13 protein-coding genes are annotated in these 15,933 nt (G+C 64.0%); 7 read left to right on the plus strand and 6 right to left on the minus strand.

Annotation, left to right across the window (positions count from 1 at the left end; all coding sequences use genetic code 11):
- Positions 1–91: 91 nt before the first annotated feature.
- The 5 genes from JVX91_RS15570 to JVX91_RS15590 all read left to right on the plus strand — a co-directional run bounded on the left by JVX91_RS15570 (position 92) and on the right by JVX91_RS15590 (position 5,253).
- Positions 92–547: a DUF6160 family protein gene (locus JVX91_RS15570; protein WP_205335104.1), complete on the plus strand. Its 456-nt coding sequence runs from the start codon at positions 92–94 to the stop codon at positions 545–547.
- 78 nt (positions 548–625) lie between these two features.
- On the plus strand, positions 626–1,387 hold the full coding sequence (locus JVX91_RS15575; RefSeq protein ID WP_205335105.1) for a C39 family peptidase: 762 nt from the start codon (positions 626–628) through the stop codon (positions 1,385–1,387).
- Positions 1,388–1,435: 48 nt separating this feature from the next.
- On the plus strand, positions 1,436–2,440 hold the full coding sequence (locus JVX91_RS15580; protein ID WP_205335106.1) for a transporter: 1,005 nt from the start codon (positions 1,436–1,438) through the stop codon (positions 2,438–2,440).
- A gap of 18 nt (positions 2,441–2,458) precedes the next feature.
- Positions 2,459–4,057 (plus strand): outer membrane protein transport protein, encoded by a 1,599-nt coding sequence (locus JVX91_RS15585; protein WP_205335107.1) that lies wholly within the window; start codon positions 2,459–2,461, stop codon positions 4,055–4,057.
- Positions 4,058–4,068: 11 nt separating this feature from the next.
- Positions 4,069–5,253, plus strand: a complete 1,185-nt coding sequence (locus tag JVX91_RS15590; RefSeq protein ID WP_240201600.1) for a MalM family protein — start codon at positions 4,069–4,071, stop codon at positions 5,251–5,253.
- 221 nt (positions 5,254–5,474) lie between these two features.
- On the opposite strand, the gene JVX91_RS15595 is transcribed toward JVX91_RS15590, so the two are convergent.
- The 6 genes from JVX91_RS15595 to JVX91_RS15620 form a co-directional block, all read right to left on the minus strand.
- A complete protein-coding gene (locus JVX91_RS15595) occupies positions 5,475–6,461 on the minus strand; it encodes an alpha-L-glutamate ligase-like protein (protein WP_205335108.1) in 987 nt (328 codons plus the stop codon).
- Positions 6,462–6,464: 3 nt separating this feature from the next.
- Positions 6,465–8,000, minus strand: a complete 1,536-nt coding sequence (locus JVX91_RS15600) for an inactive transglutaminase family protein (RefSeq protein ID WP_205335109.1) — start codon at positions 7,998–8,000, stop codon at positions 6,465–6,467.
- 4 nt (positions 8,001–8,004) lie between these two features.
- The gene (locus tag JVX91_RS15605) at positions 8,005–8,544 is read right to left on the minus strand and encodes an ATP-dependent zinc protease (RefSeq protein ID WP_205335110.1); all 540 of its coding nucleotides are present in this window, start codon (positions 8,542–8,544) and stop codon (positions 8,005–8,007) included.
- Positions 8,545–8,805: 261 nt separating this feature from the next.
- Complete coding sequence (locus tag JVX91_RS15610; protein WP_205335111.1) at positions 8,806–9,702, minus strand: DUF2950 domain-containing protein; 897 nt, start codon at positions 9,700–9,702, stop codon at positions 8,806–8,808.
- Positions 9,703–9,712: 10 nt separating this feature from the next.
- On the minus strand, positions 9,713–11,374 hold the full coding sequence (locus JVX91_RS15615) for a DUF3300 domain-containing protein (RefSeq protein ID WP_205335112.1): 1,662 nt from the start codon (positions 11,372–11,374) through the stop codon (positions 9,713–9,715).
- Between the two features lie 162 nt (positions 11,375–11,536).
- Positions 11,537–12,355: a pyruvate, water dikinase regulatory protein gene (locus JVX91_RS15620; protein WP_017516884.1), complete on the minus strand. Its 819-nt coding sequence runs from the start codon at positions 12,353–12,355 to the stop codon at positions 11,537–11,539.
- A gap of 166 nt (positions 12,356–12,521) precedes the next feature.
- Between JVX91_RS15620 and ppsA the strand changes: the two genes are divergently transcribed.
- Both ppsA and JVX91_RS15630 read left to right on the plus strand, forming a co-directional pair.
- Positions 12,522–14,891 carry a phosphoenolpyruvate synthase gene (ppsA, locus tag JVX91_RS15625; protein WP_205335113.1) on the plus strand — a complete coding sequence of 790 codons (2,370 nt, stop codon included), beginning with the start codon at positions 12,522–12,524 and terminating at the stop codon, positions 14,889–14,891.
- Between the two features lie 65 nt (positions 14,892–14,956).
- Positions 14,957–15,931 carry an alpha/beta fold hydrolase gene (locus tag JVX91_RS15630; RefSeq protein WP_205335114.1) on the plus strand — a complete coding sequence of 325 codons (975 nt, stop codon included), beginning with the start codon at positions 14,957–14,959 and terminating at the stop codon, positions 15,929–15,931.
- The last annotated feature ends 2 nt before the right edge of the window (positions 15,932–15,933 follow it).

The raw sequence follows: 15,933 nt of genomic DNA on the forward strand, positions 1-15,933 counted from the left end.
GAGGACCGGCCAAGCCGGTCAACCTGCAGAGGGGCAGGACGCTCCTTGCAGTGCCTGGGGCAACCCACCTGAACACTGGAGAGTTATAACAATGAAAATCAAGCAACTGGTTCTTGCAAGCGCAGTTCTGGCCGCTCCGTTCCTGGCACATGCCGACATGAAATCCATGGATGACGCTGCACTGTCCGGTATCACCGGCCAGGACGGCATCAGCATTTCCGGTACCTTCAACGCCTCCATCGGCGCCGTCACCTACAAGGACGCCGACGCCGGCGGTGGTTCCCTGGTCCTGCAGGGTATCCACCTGCCGAGCGTGACCATTGCCGACAACGCCCCGATGACTGTCGACGTGGTGACCACCAACATCACCCCGGCCGGTGGCGGCACCGCTGTTGCAACCCAGCAGCTGGCCATCGGCCTGCCCACCGTGACCGGCGACGTCACCATCGACGCCGTCAAGGTTGGCACCACTGGCGCCAGCATTGGCTCGCTGACCGTATCCAACCTGAACCTGGCTGGTTCGACCGTGAAGGTCTGGGGTCACTGATCCCGAGGTTGTACGCGCGGTAACCCTTGCCGGCGTTCGCCGGCAAGGTTCTTCCAGGATTGAGGAGAAGGGGGCTGGATGTTCGAGATTCTGCTGGGAAGCCTGCTGGGCCTGTTCGGTTTTACCCAGGCCGTGGATACCAAGCCGCAACAGCAGGGCACAGTGAATATCTCGCAGCCGCTCACGCCCAATGGTCCCTTCCGCGAATCGGTGCAGCTCGAACCGATGAGCCAGGTGCAGTTCCGCAACGTCATTCGCCAGGCCTATGACTACAGCTGCGGCTCTGCGGCGCTGACCACGCTGCTGGACTACTACCTCGGGCGCAACCTGGAGGAGCGTCAGGTCATGGAAGGCCTGATCAAGTACGGCGAGGCCGACAAGATCGTCCAGCGCCGTGGATTCTCGCTTCTGGACATGAAGCGCTACGCCGCCGCACTCGGCTACAAGAGTGGCGGCTTCCGTGCCGAGTTCTCCGACCTGGACTCGCTCGAACACCCGGCGCTGGTGCCGATCCACTATGCCGGTTTCAAGCATTTCGTCGTGGTCCGTGATGTCTACAACGACCATGTTTTCGTTGCCGATCCTGCCTTGGGCAACATCAGTTTCACCCGCGCCCGTTTCGAGGAAATCTGGGACCAGAACGTGCTCTTCGTCATCTACCCCAGCGGCCAGGAGCCCAAGAACGCTCTTGAACTGAGGGAGAACGACCTGCGCCTGGTGGATGACCGGACCGTCAGCCTGCTGGCTTTCCGCGAGTTCCCGGAGATGAGCAAGCTCACCCAGAACCAGATTGGCGAAGCCGCCTCGAAGGGGGATGTCCAGTACATCCGGCGCAAGTGATTGCCCGATCGGCCCATACGAATAAGAACAAGACCAGGGGATAGCGAGATGGATTTGAAGGGGTTTGCGTGCGTTGCCGCTCTGGCCTTGCTGGCCAGTACAGGCGCCGTGGCGGAAGAGAAGTCGTCCGAGGATGCGCGCGATGCACTGGCCAAGAAGGATAGCGACGCCGACAGCGCCAAGGCGCTGGAGGAAGTCTTCCAGGCTGCGGAGAAGAGCTACACCCTGCTCAAGAAGGGCGAGCGCCAACTCACCTACGGACTGGACTACTCGCTGATGCGCGACACCCGCATCCAGGCGGTGCGCACCGGCCAGAACGTCTACAGTGTGCTGGCGCAGAGCGAGGCGCAGCACACCTTCACCAACTCCTTCACCTTCGATTACGGCATCTGGGACAACCTGACCTTCAGCATGCGCCTGCCGTTCGTGGCGAAGTACGACACCGAGCGCGATATCCACGCCTACAGCCTGGGTGACATTTCCGCGACCCTGCGCTGGCAGCCCTGGGCGGCTCGTCGCGGCGCACCGGTCACCACCCTCTACGCGACCCTGGGGTTGCCCACCGGCGACAGCCCCTACGATACGAACGTGGCCAGCGACGTATCCACCGGCAGTGGTTACTACAGCCTGGGCGGCGGCGCCAACATGTCCTACGTGATCGACCCGGTCGTGCTCTACGGATCGCTGGGTTACACCTACAACATGAAGGTCGACAACATCCACCAGAACCAGTACGGCGAAGAACTCCAGAAAGTGGTGCCGGGCGACACCATCAACTTCGCCATGGGCATGGCCTATGCCCTGTCCTACGACGTGTCGCTGGCCACTTCGTACCAGATGGCCTACTCGTTCAAGAACAAGTACTACTTCAACGACCGCACGGTAGAGGCGCCGGAACAGACCAGCGCGATCATGAACTTCTCGCTCGGGCTGCGAACGTCACCCGACTACATCGTCAACGTGAACGCCGGTTTCGGTCTGACCGAAGACTCGCCGGATGTACTGCTAGGGCTTTCCCTTCCCCTGGATATCCAAGGCCTCAAGGCCCAGTAACCGACGAGCGACTACCACATGACTATGCGCATTTCGCCCCTCGCGGTGGCGATGGCAGGGGTGAGTCTTGGCTGGGCGACGCTCGCCCACGCTCAACTGGCGAACGATCTGACCATCGGCAACCCCAAGGCCATGGCCATGGCCAACGCGGTCACGGCCGACTCCACCGGTATCGACGCGGTGCACTACAACCCGGCCGCGCTGACCAAACTCAAGGGCCGTCAGACGGCGATCAAGCTGATCACCGGGGTGATGGATATCCGCGCCGGCTTCCACGCACCGCCGGACTACGGCTCCTCGGCCTTCGGCCTGGACGATGACCCGGTGGCCGGCGACAGCAGCCGGACCCTGACGCCGACCATGTACCTGCCGGGCCTCGGCGGCATGACCGACATGCCGCTGCTGGTGGCCCCGCTGGCGGGCCTTTCCATCAACCCGCCGGGCTCCAAGTTCACCTTCGCCACCAACGTCTATGCTCCGCAGGCGCTGGGCTACTCGCGGGATTCGGACAGCGATCCGGGGCGCTTCGAAGGGCGCCGCGTCTCGCTGCAGCGCATCACCTACTTCTCGCCGTCGCTGGGATACCAGGTCAACGACGACCTCTCGGTGGGCATGAGCATCGGCTTTTCCCACCAGGCGATGGCGCTGGACACCGACTTCCGCAACCCCGGCCTGCTCACCGGCCTGCTGCAGACCCTGCACGACACCACCTGCGTGCCCGGCGCGCAGGAGATCGTCGAACTGGTGTTCAACGTCTGCGGTGGGCGGATCGGCCCCTACGATTCGCTGGCCAACCTCAAGCTGGACATGCAGCAGACCCTGTCGCCGAGCTACAACCTCGGCATCCTCTGGGAACCCTACGACTGGTTCGCCTGGGGCGCGACCTACCAGAGCGAGTCGCGCATGCACCTCAAGGGCAAATACCGCGTCGACTACACCAAGGACTGGCAGGGTTTCTGGTCGGGCATGCAGAACTCCGTCTTCGGCGCGTTCCTCAGTCCGCTGTTCCCCTACGGCAACGCCGACGAAGAACATGGCGTGGCCACCATGAACCTGGTCAACCCGGACAGCTTCTCCACCGGCATCAAGCTGCGGCCGTTCGACAAGTGGCAGTTCAACTTCGACCTGAAGTGGACCGATTACAGCGACTGGAACAAGTTCGAGATCGAGTTCGACAAGGAACTCGACCTGCTGCGCATCGCCAAGAACTTCGCCCCCAACGGCGCAACCAACCACAGCATCATCCTCGACCGCGGCTACCAGGACACCTGGAGCTACGCCATGGGCATGCAGTACGACGTCAACGACCGCCTGCAATTGCGCGCCGGCTACGAGTACCGCCCCTCGGCGATTCCCAAGGACAAGGCCGACGCTCTGGTGCCGATCGGCGATGCCGATCTCTATGGCCTCGGCCTGGGCTACCAGTGGGACAAGGACACGGTCATCGACCTCGGTTTCAACTACTTCGTCTCCAAGCAGAGCATCAAGGCGGGCTCCAGCTGCAACCTGAACTGCACCGGCATCGACAACCTGGTCTACAACCCCTACGCGGGTCTTGACGTGAATACCACGGTGAAGGCCTATATCTTCGCCATGACTTACCGCACCACCTTCTGAGGGCATTGGACATGCGCAGGCTGACCCTCCTGATGACTTGCCTCGCCGCCGCCGGGCTGGTCGCTCCCGCGGCGTATTCCGCCAGCGGGCGCTACCTGTCGTGGATCGACGACAACGGCCAGGTGCACAACACCTTCGTCGACGCCACCTATGCCCAGCAGCAGCGCCAGGCGGACCGGCGCATCGACCAGAGCGACCGCGCCCGGCTGATGGATGTCAGCGTCACCCAGTGGCCTGGCAGCAAGCCGGCGGGGGAGAGCAAGCGCCGCTATTTCACCTGGGTCGACGCCCAGGGCAACCTGCAGAACAGCTTCTATGCCGCCGGCCAGGTGGCGCCGGGGCGCGCGGACTACGTGCTGCCCAATGGCGATCATTCCGCGGAGTACATCGACGCAGAGTCCTATGAGGACCGTGGTTTCGTCCGCAGCGAGAATGGCAGCCCCTACTTCACCTGGGTCGACGAGAAGGGCCAGGTACGCAACTCGCCGATCACCAGCGAGCAGCGCGCCGCAGCATTCCGCCGGGGCGAGCAGGGCGGTAGCCAGATCGCCTTCACCGAGGGCCGGCAGATCGATCTCAAGACCCGTCCCAGCAACCTGCCGGGGCTCGACGGCATGGGTGAGCAGACCGATGCCATGAAGGCGCTGCTCAAGGGCAGCGGCAAGACCCTGGATGACCTCTATGTCGACCTGCAGCGGCGCTGCTGTGAGCAGATGGGCGATGGCGACTTCACCGAACTGTCCTCGGACGAGCCGCGCTACGAGGAGCTGAACAAGTTCTCGCCCAGCTTCGATTTCCCCATGGGCAAGAGCTATTTCGTGGCGATGAAGCTGCCCAGTTCGCAGCGTGTCTACGGCCTGCGCGTGCGCAGCTTCGCCAACCACCAGGTGGTCTATCCGTCGCTGCTGTTCCTCGACGAGCAGAAGCGTCCGACCCGCCTGGTGAGCGATGCGGTGTACAAGCTCAACCCCGAGACCTGGTACCGCTACGCCTTCATCGAGGGCACGGTGCCGGTGCGCGCCAACCAGGGCGAGCGCTATGTGTTGCTGCTGACCACCGACGAGGATCGCAGCCTGCAGACCCTCGACAACAAGCCCTACAAGCGGCCGCTGGAAAACCTGGCGGTGAACGAGGCGGGGATGAAGGTACGCGAGCACAGCGACCAGGGGGGCTTCGAGCTGGCTGTCGTGCGATGAGCTGTGCGCGGGGGCGATGCTTTTCGTAGGACCGAGGGGGACGCCTAGTCCTTGCTCGCGAACCGCCCAGTTGCGTAGGGCGCATAACGCGTCAGCGTTATCCGCCATAGAGTATCCGGCGGATAACCTGTTCCAGGTTATGCGCCCTACGGGGTTGCATCCCAGCGGTCACCCATGAAAAAGCCCGGCATTTGCCGGGCTTTTTCATGGAGCAGGGCCCCTCAGACTTCCTTCGGGTGCACGTGGCCGAAGAGCTGCTGGGAGAAGCGCACGCGCTCTTCCACGGTTTCCTTCACGCCCTTGGCTTCCAGCTCGGCGAGATGCGCCTCGACGGCATGCGTGCGCAGGGTCAGGCCGCAGTCGTTGGCGATCTGGATATTCAGGCCGGGGCGGGCGTTGAGCTCGAGGATCAGCGGGCCCTTGTCCTGGTCCAGCACCATGTCCACGCCGATGTAGCCCAGGCCGCACAATTCATGGCAGCCGGCGGCGAGCTTCATGAAGCCGTCCCAATAGGGCAGTTGCACGCCATCCACCGCGTTGGTGGTGTCCGGGTGTTTGCTGATCTTGTTGTTCAGCCAGGTGCCGCGCAGCGTCACGCCGGTGGCCAGGTCCACCCCCACGCCGATGGCGCCCTGGTGCAGGTTGGCCTTGCCGTTGGACTGGCGGGTCGGCAGGCGCAGCATCGCCATCACCGGGTAGCCCATCAGGACGATGATGCGGATGTCCGGCACGCCTTCGTAGCTGATGCTCTTGAAGATCTGGTCCGGGGTTACCCGATACTCGATCAGCGCGCGGTCGCGGTGGCCGCCCAGGGAGTACAGGCCGGTGAGGATGCTCGACAGTTGGTGCTCGATTTCCTCATGGCTGATGATCCGTCCGGAGACCGTCTTGTAGCGTTCCTCGAAGCGGTCGGCGATCACCAGGATGCCGTCGCCGCCGGCGCCCTGCGCCGGCTTGATCACGAAGTCGCTGCGCTCGCCGATGATCTCCGGCAGGCGTTCGATTTCCTTCTCGGTGGAGATGATCCCGTACATCTCCGGTACGTGGATGCCCGCCTCGATGGCGCGCTGCTTGGTGATGATCTTGTCGTCGACGATCGGGTACAGGTGCCGTTCGTTGTACTTCAGCACGTAGTCCGCGTTACGTCGGTTGATGCCCATGATGCCTTTGGCTTCCAGGGCTCTCCATCGCTTGATCAGGCCGAACATGGCTTAGTCCTTGAGGAAGGCTTTGAAGCGGAACAGTTCGGTCAGGCGGTAACCGCGGTAGCGACCCATCGCCAGCATGAACGACACCAGGATCAGCAGCACGGCCGGGAAGGTGAACACGAAGTACACCAGCTCCGGTACGCGCATCAGCATGTGCGCGAGGGCGGCGGCGAACAGGGTGCCGATGGCCGCCTTCATGGCGTGGGCGGCGCCGCGCTCTTCCCAGGTGATCGACAGGCGTTCGATGCTCATGGTCAGGATCACCATCGGGAACAGGGCGACCGACAGGCCGCTCTCGAAACCGAGTTTGTGGCTGAGCAGGCTGATGGCGGCGATCATCACCACCACGAAGGTCAGCACCACCGACAGGCGTGGCAGCATCTGCAGCTTCAGGTGCTCCAGGTACGAGCGGAGCGACAGGCCCAGCGCGGTGATTACCGTGAACAGGCCGATACCCCACTGCAGGCCGGTCTCGCGGAAGGCCAGGGCGATCAGCACCGGGGTGAAGGTACCCAGGGTCTGCAGGCCGATCAGGTTGCGCAGGATCAGGATCACCAGCACGCCGAACGGGATCATGATCATGATCTGGAAGGTCTGCTGGGTGGACAGCGGCAGGCCGTACAGCGAGTACTCGAGGAAGGCGGCGTCGGTGTTCTCGTCGGACAGCTTGGCCAGGCGGATGGCGTTCATCTCGCTGCTGTTGAGGCTGAAGCTGACCTGGGCCTTCTTGCCACCTTCGATGGACAGCAGGCTCTCGTCACCCAGCCACCAGATCAGGCGGTCGTTGGGCAAGCCGCGTTCGCCGGTTTCCGGATTGAAGTACAGCCACTCCTTGCCGTTGTAGCTGCGCAGCCAGAGCTCGGGCTGCTGCGGCTGGTTGGCGACCAGACGGATGGTGTGCACGCGCTCCAGCGGCACGTGAGCCACCGCGAGCAGGGTCTCGACCACGTGGGAGCGCTTGTCCAGGCTGGTGTCGCCGGCCAGCAGCAGTTTCACGTTGTCGTCGTTGAGGTTGTTGGCGCGCTTGATGGCTTCGCTGACGAAGGTCTCGACGTCCGCCGAATGCTGGCGGATCGGCGCGATCAGGGCTTCGGCGGCGATCTTGTCCGGACCTTCCAGGGGCAGGCTGTCGCGGAAGATCGGGCCTTTCTCCTTGGCCTTCTCGCCGCTGGCACCGGCGTAGCGCTTGGTCAGCACCAGGCGGTAGTACAGGGTCTGCTGGCCGCTGGCGCGGCGCGAGGACCAGGTCACCTTGCGGTTGCCGTCGGAGCGGTTGATGCCCACTCCATAATTGTTGGAAACGAAGCTCTCGTTGAGGCTGACGTAGTCCTGGGCCAGCGGCGGTACGAACATCTGCACCTTCACCGGGGTCTTCGGCGTGGCGACGAATTCGACCTTGGCGTCGATGTTCCACAGGTCGTCGGTCTCGGCCTCGGTCATGGGAATGCCGAGGACGAAGATCTGGTAGGCGGTGATCGCGACGCCCAGCGTCAGCAGGATGGCGATCAGGACCTTCAGATGCAGGGTAAGAGAGCGCATGGGGTTACTCGGCAGGTTTCGCTACGGGTTGGCAGCCGGGCTTGCCGGCAGCGTATTTCAGGCTCGGGTCGACCAGTGCGCCGAACCGCTTGAGGGCATCGGAGCCGATCAGAAGCGGGTATTGGAATGCACTGCGGTCGGTAAGGTTCACCTCGATGGTGCGCAGGGCCTTGCCCATGCACAGCTCGAGTTCGATCACCGGGCGGGCGGTATAGGCCTTGCCCTCGTCGGGATCGTAGTCGCCATGGCGGCGCTTGATCTTGCTGATGCGCGCCAGGGGTTTCTCGATCGGCTGGCTGTCGGCGGTATCGGTGGCCAGGTAGAAGCGCACCCAGGTCTCGCCGTCGCGCTTGAAGCGCTTGATGTCACGGGCACTCAGGGAAGCGGTCTTGGCGCCTGTATCGAGCTTGGCGGCCAGCTCGATGTCCAGGTCGTTGATGCGGGCGTACTCGTTCAGGCCATAGACGGTCTTGCCGGCAGCGAGGCTGGTGCCGGATAGCAGGATAAGGCTGAAGAGGAACAGGGCTGTGGGCGTGAGTCTCATGAGTCTTGATGAGTGGGTGGCCGCAAAGCCTTGAAAAATGGTTGCCTCGGGCATGGCCCGCGAGCTGCGGGGCGGGCCATGTTCGCCAGGCGCGAGCGCGCAGAATTCTATCATGTGGTTTTTGAGTGGCGACAGTCGGTTGGCGCCAAGGCACGGTTTTGTTGCAGGCATGTGACGGTCCGACGGCCAGTCGGCCAGGGGAGGACGGCGTGCCTTGCCGGCGAGTCCAGCCGTCCAGGGGGACGGCCGGACCGCGGGGGTTCAGGGATTCTTTTCTCCCGGCACGGCAACTTCGCTCCAACTGCTGTCAGGGTCGAAGCGGGTCATCTTCATGGCGATCTTCCCGCTCTCCGGGCCGAGGTTCTTGGAGAAGATCTCGCCATCGTGACTGATCATGAAGCTCATGACGCCGCTGTCGCCGTACCGCACCGGCCAGGCGATCAGGGCGAATCCGCGCGTCATCCTGCCGTCGATCAGATAGCTGTAGGCGCCGCCGGGCGCTGACGGTCCCTGGGCGGTGAGAATCCGGTAGTGGTAGCCATGCCAGCCATCACCGGGAAGCTCGTCGCCGAACAACGGGCCGAGCGGACTTTCCTCGCCGCCATCCTCCTCGGGCCAGTACAGACCGTCATGGCGGCCGTCGCTGCTGACGAACTTCTGCGCGTATTCCAGGATGCCGTCGCCGTTGCGATCGACCTCGGCAAAGTCCATCTGCGCATCGTGATAGGCCTGCACGGCTTCCAGCGTCGATTCCTCGTTGCGGCCGATGCGGCGGATGCGGATTTCCTCGCCGCCCGCCTTGGCATCGAATGCCCAGCCTTTTTTCTCATGGACGATTGGCAGGGGCAGGGTCCAGGGATCGTTGCCGACGACCAGGTGGGCGAGGTGGGGATTGTCCTTCTCGATCTGGTGCTTGTCTCGATAGTGGGCGAGGAAGGCGTCGACTTCGGCGCGGTCGATGCCTTCGGTCGGGATATAGCTGTGCCAGTCCTTGCCCAGCAGCGCGGCCAGGCGTTCGGGATCGGCCTTCTCGGTGCCGAGCGCGGCGATGAAGGCGTCGGCGGCAGCCTCCGGAGAGGGGAAGGCGTCCTGTGCCAGCAGGCTGCCGGGCAGTGCTGCCAGGAGGGCGAGCGCCAGTAGGCGCGATGCGATACGCATGAGTCGTCTCCTATCGGCGACCGCCGCCACGGGGCGCGCGGGCAGGGCGTTGCACGGTATGGCCGGCGCGAGCCGCCTGCGCTTGGGGGCGGCTGGCGGCGGCGCGGCTGGCTTGTCCACGGTTGGCGAAATCGCGGGTTTGCCTGGGGTTGTTGGCACCGGCGAAGGCGTTGTTGCGTGGCGCCTGGGTCCTGGCGTGCTGCTCGCGCGCCTGCTCGCGAATCTGCTGGTTGTTCTGTGCCCTGGGGCGCTGCTGAGATTGTGTGCTGCGGTTCTGCGCCACGTTCTGTGCGCGCTGGCGGGCTTCGGGATTGTTCTTCAGCTCGCGGGTGGCGTTCTGTGCGCGTTCGCGAGCCTGGTTGGCGTCGCGGGGCTCGCGGTTGGCCTGCTGGGCGCGCTGGAGAGCCTGCGGGTTATCGCGCAGGTCTCGTGTCGCCGCCTGGGCGCGTTCACGCGCCTGCTGGTTGTTCGCAGGCGGTGCGATGCCACGCTGGGTCAGGCTTTCCCGTGCTCGCGAGCGTTCTTCGGCTCTCGCGGAGTCGAACCCGCGCATGGCTTCGCGCTGCTCGCCGCCTGCCAGGCGGCGGTTGTACTGCTCGCGACTGCGGGCATCGCGATACGGCACGCCATTGCGATAGGTCGGGTCGTGGCGCCAGGCGGTGCGGTTGGCGTTGACCGTCCGGTTGCTGTTGAAGTCGCGGTTGACGTTGACGTTCCGGTTACTGTTGAAGTTGTTGTAGTGCTCCACATCGACATCGATCTCGTGGTCGTCCCAGTCGCAGTCGCCCCAGAGCGAGCCGACGATGGCGACGCCCGCGCCGAACGCCAGGCCGGAGGCCAGCGCTGTGGCGACGGGGTATTGGGGTGGAGGCGGGTAGTAGACCGGCGGACTGGAGGGGTAGGCCCAGGTGCCATAGACCTGCGTGGGGTTGTAGCTGGGGACGTAGACCACCTGTGGGTTGGCCGGCTCGATGACGATCGTCTGTGCCGGCGCGGGTTGCTGAACCACCACGGCGTTGCCGCCTGAAGCTGGCTGTGCGGGAGCCGCGGCGGCGGGTTTCACGGTGACGGTCTGTTGCTCGTTGGAGCTCAGGTTGCCGGCGGCCTGGGCCTGGCGGCGCAGGCGCTGGATGGCGTCCATCACCGCATCAGGCTGGGCCAGGAAGGCATCGCCGACCCGTTGCACCCAGACCGGGTCCTGCCCCAGCGTGGCCAATACCAGCGGGAAGGCGACCAGCGACTGGACGCTGGGGTCCCATGGCTGATCTGCCACTTGCTTGACGGCGTCGTCGCCACTGACTTTGGGGTGCTCCTTCGACCATGCTGCCGCGTCGGCCACGTTGCCCGGATAGGTGGTCGCCATCAGCACCTGCGCCAATAGCGAGTCGGGGTATAGCGCCAGGGGCGCGAGCATCTGGTCCAGTTGCTCGGTGGTGAATATCGCCTGGGGCGGCGACTCTGGCGTGGGCGTGGGCGTGGGCGTGGGCGTTGCCGTGGCAGGCGCGGGCGCGGGTACTGGAGCAGGCGTGGGGGCTGGCGCAGCGGCTGCGACGGTGGGTTGATTGGCGGCTGGTGTGTTCGGGGTGGCCGTCTTGGCGTTGGGCGGTTCATCCGAATCACAACCCGACAGCGCCAGTAGTGAGACCAGAACCAGATACTGACATCCTCGCATGGCGCTCTCCTGTGCCGGTGCTATGGAATGCCCGCCCCATGACATAGGTCACGGGTAATTCGTGGGTCTGGAGAATGATAGGCGCAGCGGCAAGAAGCTGCCGAAAGATCAACGGCCGGTATGACCGGCCGTCGAGCGGAGAGGCGATGAGTCTCTGGGGGATTACTTCAGGCGGCGCTCGACGCCTTTTTCCACCAGGATCTTCGCGGAGATTTCCTCCACCGAGAAATGCGTGGAATTGATGTAGGCGATGTTCTCGCGGCGGAACAGGTTCTCCACCTCGCGAACCTCGAACTCGCACTGGGCGAAGCTGGCATAGCGGCTGTTGGGCTTGCGTTCGTGGCGGATGGCGGTGAGGCGGTCCGGGTCGATGGTCAGGCCGAATAGCTTGTGCTTGTAAGGCTTGAGCGCGTTGGGCAGTTGCAGGCGCTCCATGTCTTCTTCGGTCAGCGGGTAGTTTGCCGCGCGGATGCCGTATTGCAGGGCCATGTAGAGGCAGGTGGGCGTCTTGCCGCAGCGCGAGACGCCGACCAGGATCAGGTCGGCCTTGTCGTAGTAGTGGGTGCGGGCGCCGTCGTCGTTGTCAAGGGCGAAGTTCACCGCATCGATCCGCTCCATGTAGTGCGGGTTGTGGCCGATGCTGTGGGATTTTCCGACGGAATACGACGAGTCTGAGGATAATTCTTGCTCGAGCGGGGACAAAAAGGTCGAGAAGATGTCAATCATGAAACCGTTGGATTGCGCCAGAACCGAGCGGATCTCACGATTGACGATGGTGTCGAAGATGATCGGGCGCGCCCCGTCCGCCTCCGCAGCCCGGTTGATTTGCTGTACCATGACGCGCGCTTTTTCTTCGGTATCGATGTAAGGTCGCGTCAGTTTGGTGAAATTGATGTTCTCGAACTGCGCCAGAAGGCTCTGGCCGAGGGTTTCGGCAGTAATGCCGGTGCCGTCGGAAATGAAAAATGCAGTTCGTTTCATGTGCGCTGCGGGCCTTATAGGTAGGATCGAATCCTGGTTATGATAGGCCCCACGTTTGCAAGGCCCTTTGCCGGGGCATTCTCACCCATTTTTCCGGCTCCGGCCAGACAGGGTGGGGCCGCACCGACTTGTATGACCTTTTCCAACACATAGTGGAGAGATCACCTTGGTAGAGTACGTAGTTTCCCTCGATAAGCTCGGCGTCCACGATGTCGAACATGTGGGGGGCAAGAACGCATCCCTGGGCGAAATGATCAGCAACCTCGCCGGTGCCGGCGTTTCCGTACCGGGTGGCTTCGCCACTACCGCCCAGGCCTACCGTGACTTCCTCGATCAGAGTGGGCTGAACGATCGCATCCATGCGGCGCTCGACGCCCTGGACGTGGACGACGTCAACGCCCTCGCCAAGACCGGTGCGCAGATCCGTCAGTGGGTGATGGACGCCGAGTTCCCCGCGCAGCTCGATGCCGAGATCCGCAAGGCCTTCGCCGAAATGGCCGGCAGCAACGACAACATGGCTGTCGCCGTGCGTTCCTCCGCTACCGCCGAAGACCTGCCGGACGCTTCCTTCGCCGGCCAGCAGGAGACCTTCCTGAACATCCGCGGCGTGGACAACGTGATCCGCGCGGCCAAGGAAGTCTTCGCCTCCCTCTTCAACGACCGTGCCATCGCCTACCGCGTGCACCAGGGCTTCGACCACAAGCTGGTCGCCCTGTCCGCTGGCGTGCAGCGCATGGTCCGCTCGGAAACCGGTACTGCCGGCGTGATGTTCACCCTGGACACCGAATCCGGTTTCCGTGACGTGGTGTTCATCACCGGCGCCTACGGCCTCGGCGAGACTGTGGTGCAAGGTGCGGTGAACCCCGACGAGTTCTACGTCCACAAGCCGACCCTGGAAGCCGGCCGCCCGGCGATCCTGCGTCGCAACCTGGGCAGCAAGGCCATCAAGATGATCTACGGCGACGAAGCCAAGGCCGGCAAGTCGGTCAAGGTGGTCGACGTGGAGAAGGCCGACCGCGCCCGCTTCGCGCTCTCCGACGCCGAAGTGACCGAGCTGGCCAAGCAGGCCCTGATCATCGAGAAGCACTACGAGCGTCCGATGGACATCGAGTGGGCCAAAGATGGCGATGACGGCAAGCTGTATATCGTCCAGGCCCGCCCGGAGACCGTGAAGAGCCGTTCCAGCGCCAACGTCATGGAGCGCTACCTGCTCAAGGAAAAAGGCAAGGTCCTGGTCGAAGGTCGCGCCATTGGCCAGCGCATCGGCGCCGGCCCGGTCAAGGTGATCCACGACGTCTCCGAGATGGACAAGGTCCAGCCGGGCGACGTACTGGTCTCCGACATGACCGACCCGGACTGGGAGCCCGTGATGAAGCGCGCCAGCGCCATCGTCACCAACCGTGGCGGCCGCACCTGCCACGCTGCGATCATCGCCCGTGAACTGGGCATCCCCGCCGTCGTCGGCTGCGGCAACGCCACCCAGGCGCTGAAAGATGGCCAGCGCGTAACCGTATCCTGTGCCGAAGGCGACACCGGCCTGATCTACGAAGGCGAACTGGGCTTCGACATCCGCCAGAACTCGGTCGATGCCATGCCGGAGCTGCCGTTCAAGATCATGATGAACGTCGGCAACCCGGACCGTGCCTTCGACTTCGCCCAACTGCCGAACGAAGGCGTGGGCCTGGCCCGTCTGGAATTCATCATCAACCGCATGATCGGTGTTCACCCCAAGGCGCTGCTGAACTTCGCAAGCCTGCCGGCAGACATCAAGGAAAGCGTCGAGAAGCGCATCGCCGGTTACGACGATCCGGTCGGCTTCTACGTCGAGAAGCTGGTCGAGGGTGTCAGCACCCTGGCCGCCGCCTTCTGGCCGAAGAAAGTCATCGTGCGCCTGTCGGACTTCAAGTCCAACGAATACGCCAACCTGATCGGCGGCAAGCTCTACGAGCCGGAAGAAGAGAACCCGATGCTCGGCTTCCGTGGCGCCTCGCGCTACATCAGCGAGTCCTTCCGCGATTGCTTCGAGCTCGAATGCCGCGCGATGAAGAAGGTCCGCAACGAGATGGGCCTGACCAACGTCGAGCTGATGGTGCCGTTCGTGCGTACTCTGGGTGAAGCCTCCCAGGTCGTCGACCTGCTGGCCACCAACGGCCTCAAGCGCGGTGAGAACGGCCTGAAAGTCATCATGATGTGCGAGCTGCCGTCCAACGCCCTGCTGGCGGACGAGTTCCTCGAGTTCTTCGATGGCTTCTCCATCGGCTCCAACGACCTGACCCAGCTGACCCTGGGCCTGGACCGTGACTCGGGCATCGTCGCGCACCTGTTCGACGAACGTAACCCGGCCGTGAAGAAGCTGCTGTCCAACGCCATCCAGGCGTGCAACCGCGCCGGCAAATACATCGGCATCTGCGGCCAGGGCCCGTCGGACCACCCGGACCTCGCCAAGTGGCTGATGGAGCAGGGCATCGAGAGCGTGTCGCTGAACCCCGACTCGGTCCTCGATACCTGGTTCTTCCTCGCCGAAGGCCAGTCCTGACGTTTCCTCTACCATCCTGAGAAGGGCGGGTGAATTCACCCGCCCTTTTTTGTGCAAGCGATTCCATGCAAAGCAGCAGTCAACTCTTTCCCGTCGCGCTCCTGAGCGCGGAATTGCGCGGTGACCTCGCCGAGGATATCTACCGCCTCAAGCCCAACAACAGCCCGGACTCCACCGTCGAGCTGGCCCTCACGCGCCTTGGGCGCCCGGAAGGGCGTCGCGGTGTGCCGGTGATCCTGCTGCACGGCAGTTTCTCCAACCGGCGCTTCTGGTATTCGCCCAAGGGTGTCGGCCTGGGGGCTTTCCTGGCGCGCGCCGGATTCGACGTCTGGATCGCCGAGATGCGCGGTCACGGCCTGTCGCCGCGCAACAACGATTACGATCGCAACCGCGTAGCGGACTACGCGCGCTTCGACCTGCCGGCCATCGCCGCCTTCGTGGTCGAGCAGAGCGGCCAGGCGCCGCACTGGATCGGTCATTCGCTGGGTGGCATCACCCTGGCTGCCGCCCTGGGCGGCGGCTACCTGGATGAAGCGACGGCGGCCAGCATCGCGCTGTGCGGCAGCCAGGTCAGCCGTACCTACTGGCCGCTGAAGCTGCCGCCGGTGGCTTGGAGCGGGCGCTTTCTGCTCAAGCGCATGGGGGGACTGTCGGGTTCCCGCCTCAAGCGCGGCCCAGAAGACGAGCCACTCGGGCTGGCGCTGGAAACCCTGCATTGGTACAGCTTGTTCGGCCGTTTCGGCGAGAAGGACAACGACTGGTGGAGCGGTCTGCAGAATGTTCGCGTCCCGGTGCTGGCGGTCGCCTCCGACGGTGACATCCAGGACCCGGCCTGGGCCTGCCGGAAACTGCTGGAGCAGTTCGGCTCCGAGGTGCGCGAGTACCTGCACCTGGGGCGTCGGCAGGGATTCTCGGACGATTTCGGCCACGTCGAGATGCTCATCAGCAAGGGCGCCCAGCGTGAAGTCTGGCCGCAGTTGCAGCACTGGCTGGAGCACGGCTCGTTGCCAGCGGGGGAGAGCGCTCTGGCGCGGGCTTGAGC

Origin of the sequence: Pseudomonas sp. PDNC002 (assembly GCF_016919445.1) — a bacterium.
Taxonomy (GTDB): Bacteria; Pseudomonadota; Gammaproteobacteria; order Pseudomonadales; family Pseudomonadaceae; genus Pseudomonas.